24 protein-coding genes and 1 pseudogene are annotated in these 23,823 nt (G+C 39.8%); 12 read left to right on the forward strand and 13 right to left on the reverse strand.

Annotation, left to right across the window (positions count from 1 at the left end):
* Positions 1–446: 446 nt before the first annotated feature.
* Positions 447–1,567 (reverse strand): annotated as a pseudogene (locus tag H5162_RS19235) (acyl-CoA desaturase).
* Positions 1,568–2,197: 630 nt separating this feature from the next.
* Between H5162_RS19235 and H5162_RS19240 the strand changes: the two are divergent.
* On the forward strand, positions 2,198–2,659 hold the full coding sequence (locus H5162_RS19240) for a hypothetical protein (RefSeq protein ID WP_259398282.1): 462 nt from the start codon (positions 2,198–2,200) through the stop codon (positions 2,657–2,659).
* A gap of 186 nt (positions 2,660–2,845) precedes the next feature.
* Here H5162_RS19240 and H5162_RS19245 read toward each other — a convergent pair whose 3' ends face one another.
* Complete coding sequence (locus H5162_RS19245; protein WP_182779312.1) at positions 2,846–2,992, reverse strand: lmo0937 family membrane protein; 147 nt, start codon at positions 2,990–2,992, stop codon at positions 2,846–2,848.
* Between the two features lie 263 nt (positions 2,993–3,255).
* Here H5162_RS19245 and H5162_RS19250 point away from each other — a divergent pair.
* Positions 3,256–4,288, forward strand: a protein-coding gene (locus H5162_RS19250) for an IS630 family transposase (RefSeq protein ID WP_182779313.1) whose coding sequence is annotated in 2 segments (ribosomal slippage) — positions 3,256–3,714 and positions 3,716–4,288 — 1,032 coding nt in all. Because the reading frame shifts where the segments join, the coding sequence is not laid out codon by codon here.
* Positions 4,289–4,467: 179 nt separating this feature from the next.
* On the opposite strand, the gene H5162_RS19255 is transcribed toward H5162_RS19250, so the two are convergent.
* Both H5162_RS19255 and H5162_RS19260 read right to left on the reverse strand, forming a co-directional pair.
* The gene (locus tag H5162_RS19255; RefSeq protein WP_182719299.1) at positions 4,468–5,820 is read right to left on the reverse strand and encodes a hypothetical protein; all 1,353 of its coding nucleotides are present in this window, start codon (positions 5,818–5,820) and stop codon (positions 4,468–4,470) included.
* Between the two features lie 61 nt (positions 5,821–5,881).
* On the reverse strand, positions 5,882–6,355 hold the full coding sequence (locus H5162_RS19260; RefSeq protein WP_182779314.1) for a hypothetical protein: 474 nt from the start codon (positions 6,353–6,355) through the stop codon (positions 5,882–5,884).
* A gap of 481 nt (positions 6,356–6,836) precedes the next feature.
* Between H5162_RS19260 and H5162_RS19265 the strand changes: the two genes are divergently transcribed.
* The 8 genes from H5162_RS19265 to H5162_RS19300 all read left to right on the forward strand — a co-directional run bounded on the left by H5162_RS19265 (position 6,837) and on the right by H5162_RS19300 (position 12,915).
* Positions 6,837–7,769, forward strand: coding sequence for a CHAD domain-containing protein (locus H5162_RS19265; RefSeq protein WP_145242697.1), 933 nt, complete (start codon positions 6,837–6,839; stop codon positions 7,767–7,769).
* 38 nt (positions 7,770–7,807) lie between these two features.
* Positions 7,808–8,707, forward strand: coding sequence for a DUF350 domain-containing protein (locus H5162_RS19270; protein WP_145242699.1), 900 nt, complete (start codon positions 7,808–7,810; stop codon positions 8,705–8,707).
* Positions 8,708–8,710: 3 nt separating this feature from the next.
* Complete coding sequence (locus H5162_RS19275; RefSeq protein WP_182719303.1) at positions 8,711–10,432, forward strand: polyamine aminopropyltransferase; 1,722 nt, start codon at positions 8,711–8,713, stop codon at positions 10,430–10,432.
* A 79-nt stretch (positions 10,433–10,511) separates the two neighbouring features.
* Positions 10,512–10,925, forward strand: coding sequence for a YjfI family protein (locus tag H5162_RS19280; RefSeq protein ID WP_145242701.1), 414 nt, complete (start codon positions 10,512–10,514; stop codon positions 10,923–10,925).
* A 30-nt stretch (positions 10,926–10,955) separates the two neighbouring features.
* Positions 10,956–11,648, forward strand: coding sequence for a PspA/IM30 family protein (locus H5162_RS19285; protein WP_145242702.1), 693 nt, complete (start codon positions 10,956–10,958; stop codon positions 11,646–11,648).
* A gap of 65 nt (positions 11,649–11,713) precedes the next feature.
* A complete protein-coding gene (locus H5162_RS19290; RefSeq protein ID WP_149983355.1) occupies positions 11,714–12,352 on the forward strand; it encodes a hypothetical protein in 639 nt (212 codons plus the stop codon).
* Positions 12,349–12,666, forward strand: a complete 318-nt coding sequence (locus tag H5162_RS19295; protein ID WP_145242704.1) for a hypothetical protein — start codon at positions 12,349–12,351, stop codon at positions 12,664–12,666. Before H5162_RS19290 ends, H5162_RS19295 begins: the two co-directional genes overlap by 4 nt.
* 63 nt (positions 12,667–12,729) lie before the next feature.
* On the forward strand, positions 12,730–12,915 hold the full coding sequence (locus H5162_RS19300; protein ID WP_145242705.1) for a hypothetical protein: 186 nt from the start codon (positions 12,730–12,732) through the stop codon (positions 12,913–12,915).
* A 19-nt stretch (positions 12,916–12,934) separates the two neighbouring features.
* On the opposite strand, the gene H5162_RS19305 is transcribed toward H5162_RS19300, so the two are convergent.
* The 5 genes from H5162_RS19305 to H5162_RS19325 all read right to left on the reverse strand — a co-directional run bounded on the left by H5162_RS19305 (position 12,935) and on the right by H5162_RS19325 (position 15,967).
* Complete coding sequence (locus H5162_RS19305; RefSeq protein ID WP_145242706.1) at positions 12,935–13,333, reverse strand: hypothetical protein; 399 nt, start codon at positions 13,331–13,333, stop codon at positions 12,935–12,937.
* Positions 13,334–13,344: 11 nt separating this feature from the next.
* The gene (locus H5162_RS19310; protein WP_145242708.1) at positions 13,345–13,821 is read right to left on the reverse strand and encodes a hypothetical protein; all 477 of its coding nucleotides are present in this window, start codon (positions 13,819–13,821) and stop codon (positions 13,345–13,347) included.
* Positions 13,822–13,938: 117 nt separating this feature from the next.
* Complete coding sequence (locus tag H5162_RS19315) at positions 13,939–15,315, reverse strand: lyase family protein (protein WP_182779315.1); 1,377 nt, start codon at positions 15,313–15,315, stop codon at positions 13,939–13,941.
* An 8-nt stretch (positions 15,316–15,323) separates the two neighbouring features.
* Positions 15,324–15,689, reverse strand: coding sequence for a hypothetical protein (locus tag H5162_RS19320; protein WP_259398283.1), 366 nt, complete (start codon positions 15,687–15,689; stop codon positions 15,324–15,326).
* 98 nt (positions 15,690–15,787) lie between these two features.
* The gene (locus tag H5162_RS19325) at positions 15,788–15,967 is read right to left on the reverse strand and encodes a hypothetical protein (RefSeq protein ID WP_145242712.1); all 180 of its coding nucleotides are present in this window, start codon (positions 15,965–15,967) and stop codon (positions 15,788–15,790) included.
* Positions 15,968–16,165: 198 nt separating this feature from the next.
* Between H5162_RS19325 and H5162_RS19330 the strand changes: the two genes are divergently transcribed.
* Positions 16,166–16,756: a DUF938 domain-containing protein gene (locus H5162_RS19330; RefSeq protein WP_182779316.1), complete on the forward strand. Its 591-nt coding sequence runs from the start codon at positions 16,166–16,168 to the stop codon at positions 16,754–16,756.
* On the opposite strand, the gene H5162_RS19335 is transcribed toward H5162_RS19330, so the two are convergent.
* The 4 genes from H5162_RS19335 to H5162_RS19350 all read right to left on the reverse strand — a co-directional run bounded on the left by H5162_RS19335 (position 16,753) and on the right by H5162_RS19350 (position 22,507).
* Positions 16,753–17,895 carry a GNAT family N-acetyltransferase gene (locus H5162_RS19335; protein ID WP_182760486.1) on the reverse strand — a complete coding sequence of 381 codons (1,143 nt, stop codon included), beginning with the start codon at positions 17,893–17,895 and terminating at the stop codon, positions 16,753–16,755. The genes H5162_RS19330 and H5162_RS19335 overlap by 4 nt on opposite strands.
* Positions 17,895–19,259, reverse strand: a complete 1,365-nt coding sequence (locus H5162_RS19340; protein WP_182759054.1) for a carboxylesterase — start codon at positions 19,257–19,259, stop codon at positions 17,895–17,897. Before H5162_RS19340 ends, H5162_RS19335 begins: the two co-directional genes overlap by 1 nt.
* Complete coding sequence (locus H5162_RS19345; protein ID WP_182779317.1) at positions 19,249–21,975, reverse strand: CHASE domain-containing protein; 2,727 nt, start codon at positions 21,973–21,975, stop codon at positions 19,249–19,251. Before H5162_RS19345 ends, H5162_RS19340 begins: the two co-directional genes overlap by 11 nt.
* 73 nt (positions 21,976–22,048) lie before the next feature.
* Positions 22,049–22,507 (reverse strand): Lrp/AsnC family transcriptional regulator, encoded by a 459-nt coding sequence (locus H5162_RS19350; protein WP_182732562.1) that lies wholly within the window; start codon positions 22,505–22,507, stop codon positions 22,049–22,051.
* 137 nt (positions 22,508–22,644) lie between these two features.
* Between H5162_RS19350 and H5162_RS19355 the strand changes: the two genes are divergently transcribed.
* Entirely contained in the window at positions 22,645–23,823 is a 1,179-nt protein-coding gene (locus H5162_RS19355) for a PrnB family protein (protein WP_409076816.1), read from the forward strand.

A 23,823-nucleotide genomic window follows, 5' to 3' on the forward strand; every position in this document is an offset into this window, starting at 1 on the left:
TTTTGGACCCACCTGACCCCATGCCGAACTCAGTAGTGAAACGAAACAGCGCCGATGATAGTGTAGCATTTGCTATGTGAAAGTAGGACATTGCCAGGCTCCAAATAAAAGAAACCCGTTACAGCGATGTGACGGGTTTTTTGTTGTCTGGAATAAAGTAAAAACACCAAGCCAAGACCCCATGGTGAACTCAGTAGTGGCCGCTCCGGCACAAAGATAGTGTCGCATTTGCTATGTGGCTCTCTACCGCTGTGGGCACTACGACATCACCAAGCTCCAAATTGAGACAGCCCGACTAGCAATAGTCGGGCTTTTTTACGTCTGGAATAAAGTAAAAATAAAGGTTCGAGGTGAAAGGTAATAGGTTAAAGGAAAAGAGTAAGAGCCTAATGCATACTCTATCGCTGTGGACACCCCAACTTTTCTAAGCTTTTATATTACGATTATTAACCCGCCACCTTTATCGCGAAGGTAGCGGTAAATTCAGCCCAATGACGTTGTTGAGCAATAACTGCTTACGTAATAATTGAACTTGTTGTTGTAATTTTTGCACCGCGCCTTTTTTATGTTTTGCTTCTAATAGGTTCTTTTTGGCTTCATAGTATTCGAGTAACTTACTTTTCATAATTTTATGCTCTGTTTCAATTTTTTTAATGAGCGCATTACAGTTAAGTAAGTTAACGACTTGATGTTTTACTCGAGAAAGCTGCATTTTTAGGCGCACACTCTCAATTCGTTGTTGTGATACTTTGCGTAAGTCACTGGTTAAGTGCATTAAACTCATTAGTTTGATTAGCCATTTTGTCGGGTCATAATGCCACCTCTTTGTGCCATTGCGGTAATCATTTTCAAATACGTGATGAAAGTTATGATACCCCTCACCGTAGGTTAGTAGCGCGATAAAGGCATTATCTCTGGCTGAATTTTTATCGGTATAGGGCTGATCCCCCCACATATGAGCTAATGAATTAATAAAGAAGGTACTGTGATGCACGACCACTAATCGTAATAGCCCTGCGATGAGCAGCATTGATAGTATATCGCCGTTAAGCCAACCTAAAAAAGCAGGCAAACCAATATTCATTACTATTACTAAGGTTAAGTAGTATTTGTGTTGCCACATAACGATGGCGTCTTTTTGTAAATCACGCACGTTGTTGTAGTTACTATAACTACTTGCATGGTATTCACGTAGCATCCAGCCTATATGGCTATACCAAAACCCTTTTTGAGCTGAGTAAGGATCTTTCTCATTGTTATCTACATGTCTGTGGTGAACCCTGTGATCGCTACACCAATGTAATGCGCTGTTCTGTAATGCCAACGCGCCGCCTAAAGCGTATAAAAAACGGATGACAGGATGCGCTTTATAGCTTTTATGTGACCATAATCGGTGATAACCCGCGGTTATCGATAAACCACTTGCATAGGTGAAGATCACAAACGCAATCCATTCAATTCCATCAAAGCCGTGGGTTACACCACGCCAAGATACTAACAACAAAGCTGATATAAACGTAATGCTAAATAGCAGGGTGGTTAGCCAAATAATTGGAGGTTTTTTCATAAAATTAAGATTCCAATGATAGGTTTAAATAAGTGACTGAATTCATACAGTGCATCTGGGGTTACTGCATATGTTTAGCCCCATAAAAATGCATGGTGACTATGCCTTTTTAATTCTGAAGGTTTTTATTTTACTGAGTTCGATTATTTTGTCGGTGCGTTAGCGAACCAACAAAGGTTTAGCCACCCCATTCATTCTTGTGAGGTGGCAAATTAACTAACAGTTACCAGGTTCAATATAGGTCTTTAAATGAGAAATACCGCTTTTGTAGAGCGAACATTAGGGTAAATATATTCATCGGCATGATGGCGATTGGTTTCGAAGGGGCTTATGTGAGGTAACGAACAGTTCTCATGTATTATTAGGTGCACTCTGATTAGGTATAATTGAAGAACACAGTTTACTTTTAAGTTGTAACTATACCGCCTGAGAAGCAAGTTGATGTGTGGCATGTCACACTGAATCCGCGATTTACCTGTTTGGTTTTAATTTGCTCGGGTTACTATAACTAAGATGAGGAATATGATGATATACAGATTAGCGATACCAGAAGCACTTTTGTGCTCAAAACCCTCGCGTATTATTAAACTGACCCTACTCGCGATACTCATTTTTTGTGGACCGCTCGCTATGGCAGGCGATGGACCATGGCCGTCGTTTATGGCGACGACGCTCGGCGGGGAAAAAGTCGACAGTGATAAACTGATAGGTCAACCCACACTGCTAATACTTACTCCGTCTCGCAATGCAGCAGAATCAACACGGGAATGGGCCGACACATTACGCTCAGAGATAGATCAAAGCAAATATCGGGTTCGTGACGTGTTGGCGGTCAATTTACCATTTTTTATGTCTGAACAAGATGCTATTGGTCGTGCGAAAGAAAAAATTCCAAAGCGCTACCACGATCAAACCTGGATTTTGAACTCACAGATTATGGAAAACGCGTTGGGTGTACCATCTGATAGCGAACAAGCCGTCATTGTCGTGCTGGACAAGAACGGTAATCTGGTATCGCAGGTTCATGGTAAGGTGAACACGGCGCGAATGAGCGAGATCACTAATGCCTTAAAGAGTCTTGCGACTGATTAAACAACGCCTACGCTGACCCTTGAAGTGACGACTCACGGCAGAATAATAGCGTGAGTATTAATGATTTACTTAGTCATATTACGGATAGGCAGTGCCACCTTGTCTATTGCCGAAAAGCTTCTAAATAGGTGGTCAAACTGTTTTTACCCCCGAAGAGGGCTATTTCGGATTTGTCGACGAGAGTGGTCAGACTTTTCGGCCTCTAAAGACTTGGTAAATTACCATGATGATTGCGATCACTAGCAGGGTGTGAATTAAGCCTCCTCCAGTGAATGCGGTTACTAAACCAATAAGCCAAAGAATCAAAAGTACTGCAGCAATAGTATATAACATAATATGTTTTCCTAAATTTTAATGGGCTGGTCGTTTGTAATAGTCGAGGATTCGAAACTATTTACACCAACCATATTATCTATCCAGATACTTCACTACGGTTCGCTAACCAACATACTGAGACGATAACAGTATTATTTAATACCATCGCATCAATCATCTATCTACATGAGTGTGCCAACGTACAGAGAGTTCAGTGTTATACCAATCTGCCAAATTATGTGATCTAATTAGCACACTGATACTTATCTACTTTTACTAAATTGAACTTAGAAAAATCCAAGCAACTTTTAGCTTTATCACGTAAAGAGCCTAATGCAAGAAAGCGCATACGCCTGCTTGCTGTTTCATTATTCTTTGAGGGTGAAAACAGAACGAATATTGCTAAGCGCCTAAATACAGCGCGCGGCAGTCTCAATAAATGGGTTTCAAACTACCTTAACAATGGCGTTGCTGGCTTGAACAACAAACCGATTAAAGGTCGTCCAGCTAAATTAACCTCACAACAACTAAATACACTGTCAGATTATGTAAAACAGTCAGCAAGTTCTTCAGAAGGAGGCAGACTAATGGGGGAAGATATTGCTCAGTATATTTATGACCAGTTCAACATAAGATATCACACCGATCATATTTACAAACTGCTCAAGAAGCGTGGGTTTAGCTGGATCACAAGCCGTTCTAAGCACCCAAAGCAGTCAAAAGAAAGCCAAGAGGCTTTTAAAAAAGTTCCAAGTGGAAACGATCCTTCACACCCCAGGACATCTCCCTTTAGAGCGCATTGATGTTTGGTTTCAAGATGAAGCACGGTTTGGACAACAGAATCAAACAACACGCTTATGGGCTGAAACAGGCTCGAGGCCTCGCGCAACAAAACAACAGCAGTTTGAGTATGGATACTTATTTGGTGCAGTCTGCCCAAGTAATGGTAAAACAGAAGCGCTGATCAGCCCTATCGTCAATAAAGAGGTCATGACGCAACACATGGAATTAATATCAAAAGCCACGGAGGCAGGACGTCATGCGGTCGTGATCGTTGATGGCACTGGTTGGCATACTATTGATACGGTACAACCATTCAATAATGTCACACTAATAAAACTTCCGCCTTACTCCCCGGAGTTAAATCCAATAGAGCAAGTATGGAGTTGGATACGGCAACACTGTCTATCAAACCGTGTATTTAGTGGTTATGAAGAAATAGTCGAACAGGTATTGCAAGCGTGGAATAAATTCATCTCAGTGCCTGATACGGTTAAAAGCATATGCTCTAGAGACTGGATAAAATTGACTTAATCTTTATGCAGATTGGTATAAGGAGGCAAGGTATCACAGAGACATTTTTAATGCCTTCATCAACATTGCCCATGTGCCAGCTTGCGTGATCAACTATGACCACAGCGTGCTCTCCATAGCGCGTCGCATCCGAAATGTGTTTGGTATTAGCCTAGAAGGTTGTTAAAATAAATTCGACTTCAATCAGCAAGCCATTGAAATAGAGTGTTATTTTCGGTTGTATTGTTCACTCTGAGTTCTAACAGGGAGCTTATTGAGTTAGATTTAAGATCTAATATTGGATTGCCTTTATTTTCCTCCAAAGTAACATTGTTTTTAAGACCTTTTTCGGTTACTTCACAGGTGCCATTTTTACAAATAACATCAGGTTCTGGTCTGAGGAGCTGCTTATCTGAAGTAATAATAACATACCGATCATCAACCTTAGAAGAATCTTCAAAAGCCTTAAATTTTTCAGCCGAAAAGCTTGGCACTATTCCCGCTTTTATTTCTATCATATGTTGTAGAAATTGGTAACTACCCCTATGAGACAATGCACTTAAACCTGGTTCAGTCATAAACGAAATGAAACCCTCATCTATATCAGATGAAGATAATTTTTTCTGACTATCAAGAATATTATTTATCGTAGCTTGATCTTTATCCGTAAAGCTGACCGCAAGCTGGTATCCTTCACCGTTGAAGTGTCCATTATTAAAATTATTAAGTATCTTCCCATCGTCATGCATTCTGTAACCACCAAGATCACTGGCAAACTGACGGATATACTTAAAATCTATATTATTATTATCAGCATATTCATAGATATCAGCTAATAACTCTCTATCTCCTTGTGTCAAAAATTCATAAGAACTTCGCATTAAGTTAGATAAGGACATCCCATCAGCGCCGCTTAAAATTTCTGATTCAGTACCACCAAAAATATCCGTCACCATAGCTTCATAATAATGCTCAGACCGGCTTATATTTTTGCTTTTTTCTAAATCCCGTTCATCTAAAATAGACTCGAACTGTGATGTTACTTGCGAGCTATATTCATCGGAAACCATCGCTTTACTAAAAGAAGAAAAAGAGTTCATATGAGATAATAGTAATTCTTCAAATGATGCTAGTGCGGTAACGTTACTTTCGTATTTAAGGCTGTCTCGTTTTAGGTTTGATAGGTTTTGCTGATCAAGTGTGTGCCATCTTTCATATGCAGCTACCCTCTCTGAGCTGCTAAATGTATTACTTGTGTCTAATGCTATCGTCTCAAGTTTTGATTTGGATAAATGTTCAAATTCCCATTTTGCTGTGGCAACCTCATCACTATTTATTTTTGCATTTGAAGAGAGTATTTCCTTATGTAGAGATAAATTTTGCTGACTTAATTTAGAAATATCAATAGAGCTTTTGGCCTTACTTAATTTCGACGATAATGAAGAAACCGATGCATGTATTTCTATATCCTTACTTTTTTTGGGGTCAGATTGTGGCTGAGGAAAAGCTTTTCTCGCATTTAACAAACTTCTCTTGATATCAGGTATATCCATACTATTGACCCTCTAAACGAAAATAGACTCCTTTGATTAAATTTGGAGTCTAAGGTGTTAATTAGTTAGTTGTGTAGTTAAAAGTTATACTTTCTATTCTATTTGGTGTTGAATAATGGAAAGTACCAGTTGCTTCAACTCTATGAACAATTGATACTTGAATACCTGGTTTGAAGCTCTCACCATTAAATACTGTTACCTCTCCAGTAGAGTTTGGCACAATTGGTTCGCACTTAACGGGATTGTTGTTATATGCTCGATAAAAGCACAATTCAACAATCTCGCCAAAAGAATCTGGGTAATTTGCAGATTTGTAATTAATCCCAGTAATTTTACCTGTTTTACTCTCAAGTGGAATATCTCTTAAATCGCCATGTAATATAGAAAATAGAGATGATGACAGACCACCGGCAGAGCTTAATACTAGCATCCTGCTTGGTTGCTTCTCTTTAGTTATACTGAAATCAGCGGCGAATGCTTGAGTGCTTAAAACTAGTGAAGACATTAGAAAAGCGGTAATAGACATTTTCTTCATTAAAAATTCTTTATTATATAATTGGAGAATTTTTCATTCTCTGCTTTGTACCTTTTTTACATTATTTTAATGAGGCAACATTGTCAATGTAATAAGAACAAATTATTCAATCTGGTTAGCTAGGCCATACTATGTAATGGATATTTGTACGTTTAAGTATCCATTATTAAATGAGCACTTTTTTAAATTCAAATGAGAGGGCACCCAACTAAATTACAAAAACTATTACTAGGTTTACTCGCTGATCTTATGCTTATAAAGCAGAAGAGCTGAGCGCTTCATGTTTGTGTGGGAGTTTGTCGACGATGAATGGGGATCCCGTGTCGAGACTGTAGCTGTCATCTAGCTAATTAAAAGTTGAGTGCAGTAAAGCATAGCCTTTGACCTTTAGAAAATATTATCTTGTTGCAATTTCCTCCTTGGTTTACTTTCTGAGCTGTGTAAAACTAGCTGGGTTAATTTAGTAAATCAGGTGACATGAATGTCGAATATAAAAGCTTGGAAACTTATCAGTTTATTTTGTTTGGTAAGCTTACTTATGGGCTGTCAATCGAAAGAAGAGCAGTTACAAGAAACAATTAAACAATCTATAGCTAAAGCTGAAGTTGAGTTAGCAGGACTTGGTAGTGCCTTAGATAACGGCTCAATTCGTAATGCCGCTTTATTAAGCGAATATGGCCGTATACTTAGCAATGAAAAGCCAGAGCTAGCTAAAATTGCTGGCGTGCTCGTGCAAGATGCAACTCGAAAAGGCCCGCTTTACTCAGGTTTGCAACAACGCTTAGCTGATATCAAAAGTACTTACCTTATTCCTCCTTACGATGAAACACTGCAAAATATTGATTTGTTGCGAGATGCTGCAAAGCCCGCTTTATTTTCGGATGCTTTGACCGATCCTATTAACATGCTTGCTGATATGTCGGGTGGCTCGCTTGCGCGTGTCGGTGCAATCAGTCAGCAGGCTGAAGGGGTTGGTGAAGGCAACCAGTTAGTCGGCAATCCTAATTATGGTAATTGGCAAACTAACAGTAGCGGTATCAGCTTTTGGCAGTGGTATGGCATGTACCGCATTTTAGGTGATGTATTTGATCGTGTTGAATATGGTAGTTGGAGCAAGCGCCGTAAGTATAGTTATTATAATGATTATGGTCGTGCGCGTTATTCTAGCCCTAAGCAAATTAAAGCACAAACCGCCGTTGAAACACGTACTAAGCAATCGTATCAACGCCAAGGTAAGCAATTCACAAGCCCTTATGCATCTAAAAAAACCGGGGCTTCTGGGTTAAGTCGTAGCAGTTATACACCACCAAAAAGTCGCAGTAGTTACTCCAAAACCAGTAGCTATAGTAAAGACTCGGGATCGGTCAGAAACAGCAATAATAGAACCTCTCGCGGTGTCAGTCGCGGTAAGTAAACGGCTATTTAAAGATTTAGTGTTGGAGTTTAAAGAATATGTACGAATTTAATGGAATAACTATGTGGTCACTACAAGCAATCGCGATTGATTTTGCGATTATTATTGCACTGTTTGTGAGCCTTAAATATATCAAAGGTTGGGTATCTAACTTACATGCCAATGATGAGATCACTGAGCGTGATAATTTTGCGTTTGGTATTAGCTTTGCTGCTGGCTTAGTTGCTTTAGCAATTGTGCTGACGGGTGTAAGCAGTGGTGCATTTGCAGTGAGCTTACAGCAAGAAGCATTGCAAATGGCAGCTTATGGTTTGTTAGCTATTGTGCTAATAAAGCTTGGGCACTTTTTTCAAGATAAAGTGGCACTGCGCAAAGTCAGCTTACATGATGAAATAGTGAAGGGTAATGTAACTGCCGCGGTGATTGATTTTGGCCATGTTGTGAGTGTGGCAATCGTGATTCGCTCAGCGCTATTTTGGGTGGCTACAGAAGGCTGGCATGGTTTACCAATCGTTATAGCAGCGTTTATTATTGGTAGCATTGCGTTATTGCTCGTGAGCCAGTATCGCGTACAACTATTTAAGCGTACTAACCGAAGTGGAGATTGCCTACAACAAGCAATTGTTGACGGTAACTTGGCTGTTGGTATTCGCTATGCTGGCTTTTTAATCGGTAGCGCGCTTGCGCTTACTGCGGCTTCAGGTATCGCGCCTTATGCTGCAGATAGCATTAACACCAGCTTGATTTTCTGGGCGATTAGCGCTTTGGTTAGTTTAATTGCATTTATCGTACTGCATTTAATTACGATTAAAATTATCCTTTCAGGTTGCGATATATCAGACGAAGTGAATCGTCAAAAAAATGTGGGTGTAGCAACTATTTCAGCGGCAATCTCGTTTGCTGTGGGCATTACCATGGCAACTCTATTAGGCGCGTAAAACTTGTCACATTCTAAGCAAAGCCCAAGTAAGTACTCCTTACTTGGGCATGATTTTTTATTAATTACTGTTATGGCCATACTCGCTGGGTGTGGCCTTATTTATGAATATCTGCTATCTCATTATGCCGGACGAGTTTTAGGCTCTGTAGAGAGCGCTATTTATGCGATGATAGGCACTATGATCGTAGCTATGGGTATAGGGGCTTTTTTAGCGCGTTGGTTTAAGGATGCCTTTACCGCCTTTGCTTGGCTTGAAAGTCTTATTGCACTTGTTGGTATGGGCTGTATCTTAGCTATAGCCAGCGTTATTGCTGTTAGTTATTCTTTACCGCATATTTTTTCTGACATTTTTAATCTACCAGCTGATGTAATTCTTAACGGCTATATATTTCAAAAACTCCAAGAGTGGTCACGATTCCTTCCTTATGTATTTGGCTTATTGTTAGGTCTATTAATCGGTATGGAAATTCCACTTATCGCTCGCATACGTCAGCATGTTTATGGTCGTTTCTTAGAAAATAATGCTGGCACGATCTACGGTGCCGACTATATAGGTGCAGGTATTGGAGCGGCTATTTGGGTTAGCATTATGTTGGCTATGCCAATCATGCAGGCTGCAGCATGGACTGCGCTATTTAATATTATCGCAGGTTTGGCATTCTTATGGCGTTATCATAGCTATGTCCGTTACGCCAAACTATTACTGGTATGTCATATCGCTTTACTGGTGTTATTTGGTTTTATTTTAATGCTTGGTAGTAGCTGGATGAAAGATTTAAGTAATGTGCTTTATAAGGATAAAGTTATTTATTCTGAAGCGACTAAGTATCAGCATCTGGTGTTAACCGAGCGATTGAGCCGCAATCAACCCGATCCAATTACCGATCTTTACTTAAACGGCCGCTTACAGTTTTCTAGCATTGATGAACAAATTTATCATTCAATGTTAGTGTATCCGCCATTATTAGCCTCGAACCGTCACGATAATGTATTGATTATAGGCGGTGGTGATGGGTTAGCACTAAGAGACGTATTGAAGTGGCCTGTTAAAGAAGTCACCTTAATTGATTTAGATGCCCAGTTACTTAGTTTATTTGGTCATGATGACGATGAATTTAATCCTCCGGCAGCTATTCATGAGCGCTTAACTAAACTTAATAAGCACTCAATGGCTGATCCTCGATCGCATATTAAAGTGGGTGATGCTTTTCTTGAAGTAGAGCGGTTACTTGATGAAGGTAAGCGTTTTGATACCATCATTATTGACTTACCTGATCCGAATCATCCCGATTTAAATAAAATGTACAGTGACTATTTTTATAATCATATCCGTCAATTACTAGCCGCAGATGGTGCAATGGCTGTGCAGTCAACTTCGCCTTATCATGCTAAAAAAGCATTTTTAAGTATTGGTAAAACAGTCAAAGCGGCAGGTTTTAAGCATGTTGAGCAATACCAGCAAAATATTCCATCATTTGGACAATGGGGATGGACGATTGCAACCACCACAGGTCAATCTGCAAGTGCGAGAATTAGCGATATAACAAGCTTACCAGTTGCTTCTAGATGGATCAGTAAAAAATATTTATTGGCAGCATTCGTATTCCCCAATCATTATTTTGAACAAATAAATGATATTGAAGTCAATCAATTAGGCTCAGGTACTTTATATGATTATTATCGTAGTGCATGGCAGATAGAAAGTGAATTGTATAAAAATTAATAAATCATGGTTGACATAATATGTCGACCATGCGAATCTTAACTCAGACATAATATGTCAAATGACAAAAGGCAGAGACATGGAATTAAATGAACTTTCAATAAAACTAGCATCTTTTGAAACTGAAGGCGCTAACTTTGAGTCTTTCTTGATTGCCAATCCAGGCGAGCAAGATGTGTTGCAAGTCATAGTAGATGGCAATGATGAGCTTCCTATTTTTGTTACTCAGACACAAGAGCAGCTGTTATGTATTAGCTATTTGTTCGCTGATGAGGAAGTGAAGCCTGAACTACGTGATGAGTTGAATGAAACCTTATTACGTTTGAATGTACCAATCCCGCTGAGTGCATTTGCGAAGATTGATGATAAATATGCGATCTTTGGTGCTTTGTCGGTTAATTCATCGTTTGATGATATTACCCATGAGCTAGTTACTTTAGCTGATAATGCCATTGATGCATTAGAAGCGGTAACCATTTATTTAAACGATTAACAGCTAGCTATTTTAAGTGGAGTTAAGATTATGAGTATTTTAAAAAAGTTATTTACAGCAGTACGTGGCGGCGCGCGTGAAGCGGGCGAAGCAATTGTTGACGCGAATGGGATTCGTATCTTTGAACAAGAAATTGCTGATGCGCAAAACGCGCTGCAGCGTGCTAAAAAAAGCCTAACTGAAGTGATGGCTAAAGAAATGCAAACGAAGCGTAAGATTAGCGCATTAGATGCCTCAATTGCTGAGCACGAAGCGTATGCAGGTCAAGCACTTGAAAAAGGTAATGAACCGTTAGCGCTAGAAATTGCTGAGAAAATTGGCGACTTTGAAGCTGAAAAAGCAGAGCATGATCAAGTGTTAGCTGGTTTTAGCAATCACATTGTAACGTTGAAGCAGCAAGTAAAAGATGCTGAAAAATCGATCAAAGAAAACCAACGTCAGCTTACTATGGTTAAAACCACTGAAAGCGTGCAACAAGCAACAATGGCAGTAAATAGCACACTTAATACTAATAGCTCGTCGATGACGAATGCACGCCAATCACTTGAGCGTATTAAGCAACGTCAACAAGATCGTAGTGACCAGCTTGGTGCTGCTAAAGTACTTGAAGCTGACACTAATGGCGATGATCTTAAAGCTAAAATGGCTGAAGCTGGAATTGGTGATAGCAATCCAAAAAGTGCAGATATCTTAGCGCGTATTAAAGCGAAGCAAAACGGCTAACGCGCAATTACGATTATTAAAAGGTAACTTATTATAAGTTACCTTTTTTGCTTATGAGGCAGTCTATGTTTAACTTCTTTAAGTCTAAAAAAGCCCCTGAACGCCAATTAAATCACCCTAGTGAACTTAAAAAAGGTGATATGTTCACAGTGATTGATTCGTTTGCTTACCCAAGTTGGCTAAAAGGGCAAACATTGCGCGTTACCGATGTGCAAACTTATCAATATCAGCACAGTGCTGATTATGAGCTAGTACTTGAAAGTGATGCTGGCAAGGTGGTTTTTTTGCAAATAGAGCGCAGCGATGGTGAAGAGTGGGCGAATTTTTCAATCAAAATCCAACGTGATGAAGTGGATGAAATCTTCACACTGGATGAGTTTGCGCGCATCTTTGACGAAGACGATTTAACCTACTTAGAAGTGAAAAATACACCAGAGCGTTACATGCAGTTTTTAGCTAAAAGCTATCAACAAAGTGAATCACCATTTGTGTGTTATTTTCATAATAAAGATTATCGTAGCCAGCCATTACCACGCTATGAGCAAGAAGGTGGCGAACCATGCGAAATGATTTGCCTTGAGTCGAGCGATGGGAGCCATGGTTTAAACATTGAGATTTGGGATGGTGGAGAAACTGAAGTATCACTCACTTTAACCCGACCAATCACAGACATTGTTGATCTGTTCCCTGGAGATGCGCAGTGAGTAATGCAAAAGATAAATGGTTACGTCAGGAGCAGGCTGTAAGAGCCACGCAAATGGCGTTTGATCTTAGCAGTGAAGTGCAAAAATCGATAAAAAAGCAAGCCATTGATCAAGAGCTAACGCCATCCGATATGATCCGCAAAATTTTATCACTTGAGGTTAAATCAAAAAAAACGCGTCAACGTTTATCATTTAACCTTAATGATGAAGAAATAGCATTACTTGCTGAACGCTTTGGCGTTGCCCCAGATGATAAGCGGGCAGTAAAACAGCAAGTTGCTGAGTTACTGATTGCTCGAACTAGTAAACGCTAGGTTTTGCCTTCTGATTATTAAGCCCTTACACTTAGGGCTTAAATTATCAAATAATGAGTTGTTGTGAATATTATTTTAATCGCCTATCTACTAATTTTTGCTTTGTTTGGCACGGCAGCGAGTTATTTCTTACGGTTTATTTATGCCTATTGGGTTAAAAAGCAGATGCCGATGCATTTTATTTTTAAAGCAGGGATTTGTATTGTGGCGGTCGTGGTAATTTCCGCGCTGATCCCATTATTGGTATAGCGCGGTTGCAGCAGAGCGACTATTTTAGCTCAAACGACTGGCATTGCTGATCAATACATAATGCTTGCACAGGTAAAACCGGTAAACAATCATTTAAACCATTGGTTTTATTATCGGCAGTTTCTTGCTGAGTAATTTGATCCGCTAACTGTTCTGCATTTTCTTGTTGTGTGTGCAAGGTTGAGTACACTACATAGCGGCTTGGACCACCACAGGCGCGTTGGCCTACTTCAAGCACCTTACATTGAAAACTCGCGGTACAGCTATTATCTTGCACCAACTCAGCCAATGCGCTATTTAATTTAGATACATTTGTATTGCCGTTTGCTGGTGTTGAGTCAGAAGTGCTGACACAACCACTGAGGATCAGCAAACTGGCTGTTGTTACTAAAAATTTAGAATATGATGAACGACTCATATTGGTTTCCCTTAATAAACACTTGTCGCAGAGCTTTCTAGTTTAACACATTTATTTTCAATACACTGAGCCGCAGGGGCCGTCAGGTGCTGACAAATACTGATCATTTTGTTCTGTGCATTAAATTGGCTTTCAAGGCTGGTGATCTGCTGAGTTAACTTTTCAACGGCTTGCTCATTTGCCGTTTTATTAGAGTAAACAATATAGCTACTAGGGCCGCCGCACGCACGGCTACCAACCGGTAATACTTTACATTGAGAGCTGTTATCGCAGTTTAGATCTGCAATTTGTGTCTGTAATTGCTGGTGGACCTTTTTAATGTTATCTCTTGTTGCTGGAACTTCTGTTTGCGGATTTAACTTAGTCGCTTGATTATTTTTAACTAGCGCTGCAGGAGCCGGGCTAAGTTGATTGTTATTCGGGGTCGCAGCATCAGAACAAGCCGATAAACATAACGGCAGTAGAAGCGCGATAATAAATAAGCGCATGATAAACCTTCATAGTGGTGAACAAGTAACCACCATCATACACTTTGCAGATAACACAGCAATAAAAACTATGGCATTCAAAGGTTAAACCCGACGCTAAGGACGGGTTTAATATTTTTATAGTCCGCCTTGGGTTAATTTTGCGGGATTGAGTAAAGCTTCCAGCTCACTACGTGATAGGTCAGTTTCTTGCTCAGCAACATCAAGAATTGGACGGCCATCTTGATATGCTTGTTTGGCAATTTTAGCTGCTTTAGCATAACCAATGACTGGATTAAGCGCGGTCACTAATATGGGGTTTTTGGCGAGTGCTTTGTCGATATTTGTGTGTTTCACTTTAAAGGATCGAATCGCTTTATCAGCTAATGCTTGGCTACTATTTGCTAGTAACTCAATACTTTGCAAAATATTGTAAGCTATTACTGGTAACATTACATTGAGTTCGAAGTTACCTGATTGACCTGCAACAGTAATAGTTGCGTCATTACCAATCACTTGTGCACTAACCATGGCTGCCGCTTCAGGGATCACAGGATTTACTTTACCGGGCATAATTGATGAACCGGGTTGTAAAGCTTCTAGTTCGATTTCACCAAGGCCAGCTAGTGGACCTGAATTCATCCAACGTAGGTCGTTTGCTATCTTCATTTGTGCAACAGCGAGTACTTTTAGCTGCCCTGATAAAGCGACAATGGTGTCTTGCGAACCTATGTTATAAAAAAAGTTCTTGCTTGGCACAAAGCGTACACCGACGTTGGCACTGAGATTTTTACAAAATTGCTCAGCAAACAGGGGATCGGCATTTATACCAGTACCAACGGCTGTGCCTCCTTGCGCTAAAGCAGATACCCCTTCAAGGCTATAGCGGATCCCTGCCATTGCACTATCAACTTGGTGTTGCCAAGACCCTAGAGTTTGCGCAAATGTCACTGGCATGGCATCCATCAAATGAGTTCGACCCGTTTTTACGATTTCACCTATTTCTGACTTTTTGCGCTCCAACGTTTGTGATAGCTGATCCAGCGCCGGAAATAGTTCATACACCACGTTAATTACACTGCTTACAGCAATAGTGGTAGGGATCACGTCGTTAGAGCTTTGCCCCATGTTTACGTCGTCGTTGGGATGGATAACCTCATCACTATAACGACTTGCTAAAGTTGCAATCACCTCATTAGCATTCATATTAGTGCTAGTGCCTGACCCTGTTTGAAATATATCAATAGGGAAGTGTTCTAAATGTTCGCCATCAATGATCTCTTGGCATGCGCGCTCGATTGACTGTGCTTTATTTTTACTGAGATGACCTAGCTCGTAGTTGCTTTGCGCTGCGGCCTGTTTGATATAAGCAAGAGCGGTAATAAACTGTTTTGGCATTACTAAATCGCTAATGCGAAAGTTATTTACAGCACGTTGAGTTTGCGCTTGATAAAGTGCATCTGTAGGGACTTGTAATTCGCCCATACTATCTGATTCGGTTCTAAATTCGCTCATAAAAACTCCTAGAAAGGGTTAAATTCGTGACTGAGAATACGGGCTTCACGCTCTAGTATCAGGTATTTCTTGATACTATTATGACTTCTATAAAAGCGCTTTAATGCCAGTAACGGTTTATAAAGTTGCTCTAAACATTGTTTGCGAATTGCACAATGGACTAAAGAGTCGCACATTTTGTTGAGGATTTCATGGAAAGTGCGTCTTAGATAGAGTTCTTGCAGCAATAGATTGTGGTTTTTTTCGTAATGACGTGCAGCACTCAGGCCAGCTTCAATGTAATTTGCCACTAAAGCTGGCGCATGTAGCCCAGGTCGCGGGCAAATACATTTCATTTGCTGTTGATAATAAAGCATAGCGTGATGTTCATGCATAAGAAAAACCGATTAACTGTAATGGTAATTATTATCATTACAGTTAATCGGTTTCGGTGCAAGTCACAAATTGTAAATATTGGCGGAAGGTGAGTTTTTTAATTGTAGCCAAGAATAAATATTTGGTCTGTTTCATGTATTAACGCCTGATTTTGTTGATTTGTTTGCGATAGTAAATCAATTACAGTGGCACGTTCATCACAGCCTATTTTATCTGTTACTGGTTTTTCACTTGCCGCAATTGCAGCGTCTAGGGCGGTATAAGGTGATATATACATAATCTTCTCCGTTTGGTTGATTCAATTAGATAAATGCATAACTCATACCATGCTCAATATTTTTTTTATTACTTTGAATTATATAGTTTTTATATAAAATTAATTATTTAATAGCGACATCTGTTGCAAGATTTGCTTTACTAATGGGCATACTTTACCAATCTTGGTGCATCTGTATTGAGATGCTTGGAAATATATATGACGAAACCTTTCTCGCAAGCGTGTGAAAATAATAAAAATCCAATATTAAGCGTCATCACAGCATATTTAGCACAAGTCGAGAGTGTGTTAGAGGTGGGATCAGGTACGGGGCAACACAGCGTGCACTTCGCTGCTAATTTGCCTCACTTACAATGGCATACCAGTGATCGCTTGGTTAATCATAATGGTATTAAACAGTGGCTTGATGAAGCAAAGCTAGATAACTTGCACGCACCAGTAGAGTTAGATCTAAATCGCCCTTGGCCAATAAATACCGTTGATGCTATTTATACTGCTAATACGTTACACATCGTCAGCAAACCGTTAGTTGAGCAATTTTTTACTGGTGTTAATAAGCATTTAGCGTCAAAAGGTCTCGTGTGTATTTATGGCCCATTTAAATACAACGGCAACTTTACCAGTGAAAGTAATCAGCGTTTTGATGAATTTTTATATCAGCAAGACTGCCAAAGTGGCATTCGTGATTTCGAATGGGTACAGCAATTAGCTGAGCAAGCAGGGTTAATGCTTGTTGATGATATTGCGATGCCTGCTAATAATCAGTTATTGATTTTTAAACGTCATTAGTTATCAATCTTAAAAGGTAATAATTCAGTGCATTGCTGATGATAGATGCGCATATGCTGACGCTCACGTTGTAAGTAATCTGCTATCGCAGGACTAAAAGTAGCATCCATTACGGCATGTACGGAGTGAGTAAATACCGGTGCAAAACCTCGTGCTATTTTATGCTCGCCCTGCGCACCTGAGTGAAAACACTGAAGCTGATGTTTAATGCAATATTCAATACCTTGGTAATAGCAAAGCTCAAAGTGCAGGCAATCAATTTCTGCTATAGCTCCCCAATAGCGCCCGTATAGTGTGTCATTATTTTTAAAGCTCAGTGTTGCAGCGACCACTTCGTGAGCATGGATGGCATGCATGATCACCAGTTTATCGGCCATTAAGGCATGTAACAAAATAAAAAAGTCATGATTTAAATAACCCATGTGGCCAGAGCGTTTTAAATAAGTGCGTTGATAAAACTCGCAAAACTGGCTCATCACAGCTTTAGTTATCTGTTCACCTTGCAGCCATTTAATACTAATATTTTGCTGGGTTATTTTATTACGTTCTTTTTTCAATACTTTACGTTTTCGTGCAGTTAACTGCGCTAAAAAATCGTCAAAAGTAGCGTAGTTTTGATTTTGCCATTGAAACTGCACGCCAATACGATGCATACCTTGATGTGGTGTGAGTTGAGAGACTTGCTGTTGCGAGCAAAAGTTAATGTGCCAGCCAGACCAACCTTGTTGCTCACATTGAGCTGTTAAAGTCTGTGTAATGTACTGATATACTTGTTCTGGGTGTGAGTGTGCAATCGAGAGGCGTTGACCTTCAATAGGGCTAAACGGTGAGCCAGATAACCACTTAGGGTAATATTCTAAACCATGTTGCTGGTAAGCTTCAGCCCATGCCCAATCAAATACATATTCGCCATAAGAGTGACTTTTTAGATAGCCGGGTGCTAATGCCACCAAAGTATCATTTTGGTAAATGGCTAAATGTTGCGGTTGCCAACCAGACGCGGCTGATACGCATTGGCTTTGTTCTAATGCAAATAAAAATGCATGATCAGTAAATGGATTATCGGCAAAAAACTGCTGCCAAACAGCGGCATCTATTGCACTGATACTGGTTAACCAGCGGTGACTAAATATACTCATTATTGATTGCCCTGCGAGCCTTCAACCTGCTTTATAAACTGTTTTATATAGAGTGCTTGCTCAGTAAAGTAAGGGTTGTAAGTCAGACGTTGAAAGGTTGGAAATGCTGCAATATTTTCTGCAGTACGCTCGCCAATATTAGGTTTTTCGGTCGTTTTACATTGCTTATACAAAGTATCATCATCGAGGTAACTGCCGCAATTGCGATAAGCGCCAGCAATACCGTAGTAAGGGTTATCAGGTGAGTTAACTACGGCAATATGAGAAATACCATGAATGTTTTTACAGGTTGCATTTTTGCACTGTGGATTTAATACCCTGTAGTCTTTTGGAAAATCACTGGTAATGGTTGTTTTATCACCGTAATAAACCAAAGTATCTAAGCTATTTGCAGGGCGTATCTTTACATCATGTAAGGCGCTTAATAATAGCAGCGATGCACGGGTATCAATGGTGGTATCTACATCACTCATTACTGAAAAAATAGCTAAGTTTGGTAATTGACGCTCGATTAGTTCTGGTAACGCAATTGAGCGCATAGCATCGTCGGCTGCGGTTGCGGCATTAAATGGAAACGACTCATATTTAGCAAAATCAATATCGGCGTCTTTATCTATCCAATTCACAAAGGGAATACGATCAATCCACTTCGCCAGCCAACCATTTTTATTATGTGGTTCAGTGGCGGGCGAAAACAGCATCAGTGCGGTTATTTTTGGGTTAGCGGGCTTGACAGTTAGATAATTGAGTAACAGGGCTGCACCTGTAGAGTAGCCACCTAAAATCACTTGATCAAAATCTTTGATAGTGCGCTTGATGGCATAGTCAACAGCTTGCTGCCATTGTTTGGCATTAATACTACTTAGTGCATCAGCTGCGGTGCCATGGCCTGGTAACAGCAAAGTACGTACGGTATAGCCCTGTTGAAAGTAAATCTGTGCCAAGTCATGATAGGTAAATGGAGAGTCGGTAAGCCCATGAATCAATAGAACCGCTTTGTGGTTGTTATTTTGGCGTAATTCAAATGGCGCTATAAGATCAACTATATTAGGGGGGCTAGTACGTTGCTGTTGTTTAACTAAAAGCTGATAGGTATCAGTTAAAACAGGGCAAGGCATTGATGCGCGAGGGTTTGCCGCTAAAATATGTTGGTATGCAAAGCTTAAATAATCACTAAATGCTTGCTCACTTTGATAGGAAAAATCCGTATTAGCATTGCTTTTTTCAAACCGTAATAAGCCCTGCTTTTTGCTGTTCATAATATAGTTTAAATCAGTCAACTGAGTAACGCAGTTGGTTTGGCCGATAGCAAGGCTAGAGGTTGTTAATAAAGTGAGAGTTAGTAATATTCCATTAAGGCTCATAAACATCTACATAATTGATTAGGCACTCGGTTAGCTTATCGAGTTCGAGGGGTTTTGCAAGATGCTGATTAAAACCAATTGCTAAGGCATTGGCTTTATCCTCAGGCATTACATCAGCGGTTAAGGCAATGACGGGTAATTGTTCAGTACTTTTAATTTGACGTATCAAGGCGGTGGCTTGGTAACCGTCCATAATGGGCATTTGGCAATCCATTAACACTAAATCGAAGTCATTTATTTTAACTTGCTCTACTGCTAATTCGCCATTTTCAACCAGTGTTGGATTGATCCCTAAAGAGCTAAGCATTGCTTTTATTACTAATTGATTGACGCTGTTATCTTCTGCAACCAGTATTTTTAGTTTGCTTAAATCAACATGCTGTTGTGTGTGCTTTGCCGTTACTTGTTGCGCAGCACACGTATTTAACTCGACAGACAGGGTAAATGTGGAGCCTTTACCTGGCTCGCTTTGTACGCTGATATCTCCAGACATTAGCAAACTAAGTTCTTTTGCGATTGTTAAACCAAGCCCAGTGCCACCAAACTTACGTGATGTTGAGCTATCAGCTTGGGTGAATGCATCAAATAATTTACTTTGCTCTGATGGCGCAATGCCGATGCCAGAGTCTTTAATAGCCAAGGTAATTTGCCTACGTTTATCGGTGATCTCCTTACAGTATGCGCTAACACTTACTTCACCTTCGCAGGTAAACTTAATGGCGTTACTACATAAGTTTAATAAAATTTGCTCAATTCGCATAACATCACCTTCAAACCAAATATCGGCTGGTAATTGGTTATCAACCTTCCAGTGAATGCCTTTTTGTTCAGCGCTTTGTTCGAACATACTGCTAATCCGGGCAAGAAGCGCATTTAAATCAAAAGGAGCGACTTCCAAGGTGAGCTTTTGAGATTCAATTTTAGAGATATCGAGTACATCATTGATTAAACTTAACAATGATTTAGAAGCTAAATTAATTTTATTTAGATAATCGGTGAGGATTTCAGCGCTATCTTCATTTTTAGCTAAGGTTGAAAAACCGATCACCGCATTGAGCGGCGTACGAATTTCATGGCTCATATTGGCTAAAAATCGGCTTTTAGCCTGATTAGCTAAATCAGATTGCTTTTTAGCTTTAACTAGTGAGCGAGTTCGCTCTGCCACTAAACGCGAAAGTGCAAGATGTTGGTTATTAAACAGCAGTAATACCAGTAAAATGAGTGAGCTTACTATGACCTGTAAAATAAGTAAAAAGAGTGTCATATGATTGGTTTGATGCGGTAGAAACTCATCTTTAACCGTTAAATCAACCAACCAATTTTGCCCTGCAAAATTAATCGTGATGGTTGTAAGCTTATTGCTTTTGGTCGGCATATTTTCGACGTTAGAATAAAACGGGTTGGTAGCATTGGCTTCATAAATAGCGATATTAAACATCTTATTTTGTGCTTGCGTAAGCGATTGAGCAAGTATGTTTTCTACTAAGAATACACCTGTTGCGTAGCCTTTAATTGAGGCAATTTCATTATTTTGTTGATACACAGGGGCGAATAATAAATAAGCGGGTTCAGGTTTTTGTGCTTGCACTAATTGAATTATTTTAGTGCCTACAGGGCGATTTTTGATGCGTGGGTCGAGTAAAGTCTCTCGGCGATCTTTACGAGAATTGAGGTTAAAACCAATAGCGGATTGATTTTCTGCAAAAGGGGCGATATAGGTAATAATCACTAATGGATCGTCGTTTGATAATGGCGCTCCTTTAATACTCGGATCAAAGTTATATGAATTATAAATTTCATTGAGCTGCTTGTTAAAATCACTGACCTGAGCTGGGGGAATTTTGCGATTCCATGAAAATGCTTTAATAAATGAATGCTCAGCCAATAATTGGGCACTGTAGCTATCAAACTCTTGCTGACTTAAAGTCGGTGTTGATTGGATTTGGCTCGCAAGGCTTTGTACGGTTATTTGGCTAAGGTTTAAATTGCGCAGTAAACTGTTTTCAATGATAGATGTTTCACGCTTGGCAATTTGTATCGCATTTGAATAAGTCTCTTGGTTGTATAGCTTAGTGGTTAAGGCTACAGAGACGAATAATACCGAGCAGACTGCGATGGTTGGCAATGGGGTGACGTAGTGTCGTTTAAATTTAGGCTGTAATAACGCCAATAAAAAGGGGGTTGCGATCAGCACGCCGAGTGAGTCACCTAACCACCAAAAAGTAACATTTTTCCAATGATTATCAATGCTGTAAGCGGGATTAAATTGACTTAAAGCGTAGACTCCAATATTGGCCGATATGAGGCTGACGACAATACCGACGATAAAAATAAAATAAATAATTGATTGGCGTTGTTTTAAATACAGCGGATGGCCTAGCCAGTACTTTAAAAGAGCAGCGCCAATCATGCCTTGTAATACGGCGCCTAAGCCGATTAGCAGTACTTGTTGTAATGTATTGCCAATTAAAACCTGATCAGTGATCGCGTTATCACCGGTACTTAAATTAAAGGCGACAGAGGCAATAAATAATGCCGGAATAAAACGCCACCACCAGATAAAACAGCCAACTAAGGCAATACCAGCAGGGAGCCAAATAGGGATGACTTGTGATTGAAAGGCAAAATTAGTTAATAACTTACCAGTTGCAAAATAAGCAATAGCAAACGATATGTAAAAAACAAAAGAACTGGATGTTGAACGAAAAATCTTCACATGCATCCTTGTTAAATATTATTTTTATAGTGATATTTCAGTATAGCGAATCGGCACTAAATAGTATTATTTTTTAAAGTGGTAGCTGCTTTTTGCTAAATGTTTGCTTTAAAACCACTGTAGACTCAATGTTAGCAATACAATCAATACTCCCTAGCTTATATTTAACAAAACTTTCGTAGCTTTCTAAATCGGTAGCAATAATCTTCAATAAGTAATCATAGCTTCCTGATATGACAGAGCACTCCAGTACATGATTCAGTTTTTCCACGTGTTCTTCAAACATATTTGCCGCACTGGCGGAATTTTGGCTCAACCGCACAAACGCATAGACCAGCACGTTTAACCCGAGTGCGCGTGGGTTTAAGGCTGCGTGATAGCCAGTGATCACCTTGCTTGCTTCAAGTTTTTTTATACGTCTCAAACAAGGGGTATCCGATAGACTTACAGTTGTTGCAAGTTCTGATACAGAGGTGCGCGCATTGCTTTGTAACAACGTTAGTAATTGTTGATCTTTTTTATCTAAACTCATAACTATGACAATAAATTTTATTTAATGGTGATTATAGAGTGAATATCACTAATTGTATGGGTTTTTATTAGTGGTTTTGCTGATTTGTGCTCTATGTTATCTGTTAACCTAAATGCAATAAAATTTGGTATGGAGTAATACCTGTGAGTAATAATACCCAGGCATTTGATGAGTGGCTCAGAACCCGCTTTGTAGAAATTAATAGTCAACTAGAGGCTATCTATTGGCAACAAGAAGATAAAGCTAACGTAGAATTTGTCGGGGAGCAATTTAAGCATCAGTTAGAGGCTGAGGGTAATGCGCATATTCGTAAGTTACTGGCAGAAGGCAATACTGATGAAGGATTTGATCGTGCGTTTGATTTACTTGGCAATGTAGGATTATTTATGGCGGCTTGTCGACGCCATGAGATCACTGAACCATCGCGCGAAACAACCTCCCCTTTAGTCGAGGCCTCGGCACTAGCCATGCATATTGGTGCATCAATTGGGGTTACTCCGCGTTTTGCGACGGCTCACTTAACCACCCATAATAAGGCGATTAATGGCCTTTATAAGCGCTTTACGGATCTGCCAGATGAAAAATTATTTATTGATTACAATACCAAAGGGATTTTAGCCTATAAGCGAGCAGCTGATGCATTATTAAAAATTCAGCCATTAGGTATTTCGCATCTGCTATGCGGTGATTTACTTAAAGTTGCCAAGCAGGCGTTGGTCGATGTGATTGAATCGAATACGGCTTTATATAATCAGTTAGACACCGAGCGATTCTTTTTCTGTGTACGTCCTTACTATAAGCCGTATCGGGTTGGCAAAGAGGTTTACCGTGGAGCCAATGCGGGAGATTTTGCCGGAATTAACGTTATAGATATGCTGTTAGGTTTATGCTTTGCCAACGAACCGAGTTACTCACAAATGCTGGTGGATAAATTTTTATATATGATGCCTGAAGATCAGCAAATTCTGCGAGAGTCTATGCGTATGCCAAGTATAATGGATGACTTTTTAGCGGCAGGAGATACCCGCCATAGCTCGTGGTTTAAAACCAATGCCAAGTTGTTTATACAAGTATGTAAGCTGCATGGCGATACTGCAATAGGTCATCATAATCAACTGGTTAGTAAGTTTATAGCTCAGCCAGCTCAACACATGCAACAGCAACATATGAATAAAGTAACTGCCAGCGGTCCGCCATTGCATGTGTTATTGGATTCTCTTGAACAATTAAGAGATCGTCGAGCAGCAGCAAAGCGTGATGATATAAGAACTCGTTATGATGATTTAGCACAATTAAAGCAATGGGTGAGTAATTAA

It is taken from the genome of Pseudoalteromonas sp. SR41-8, assembly GCF_014163915.1.
GTDB lineage: Bacteria > Pseudomonadota > Gammaproteobacteria > Enterobacterales > Alteromonadaceae > Pseudoalteromonas > Pseudoalteromonas rhizosphaerae.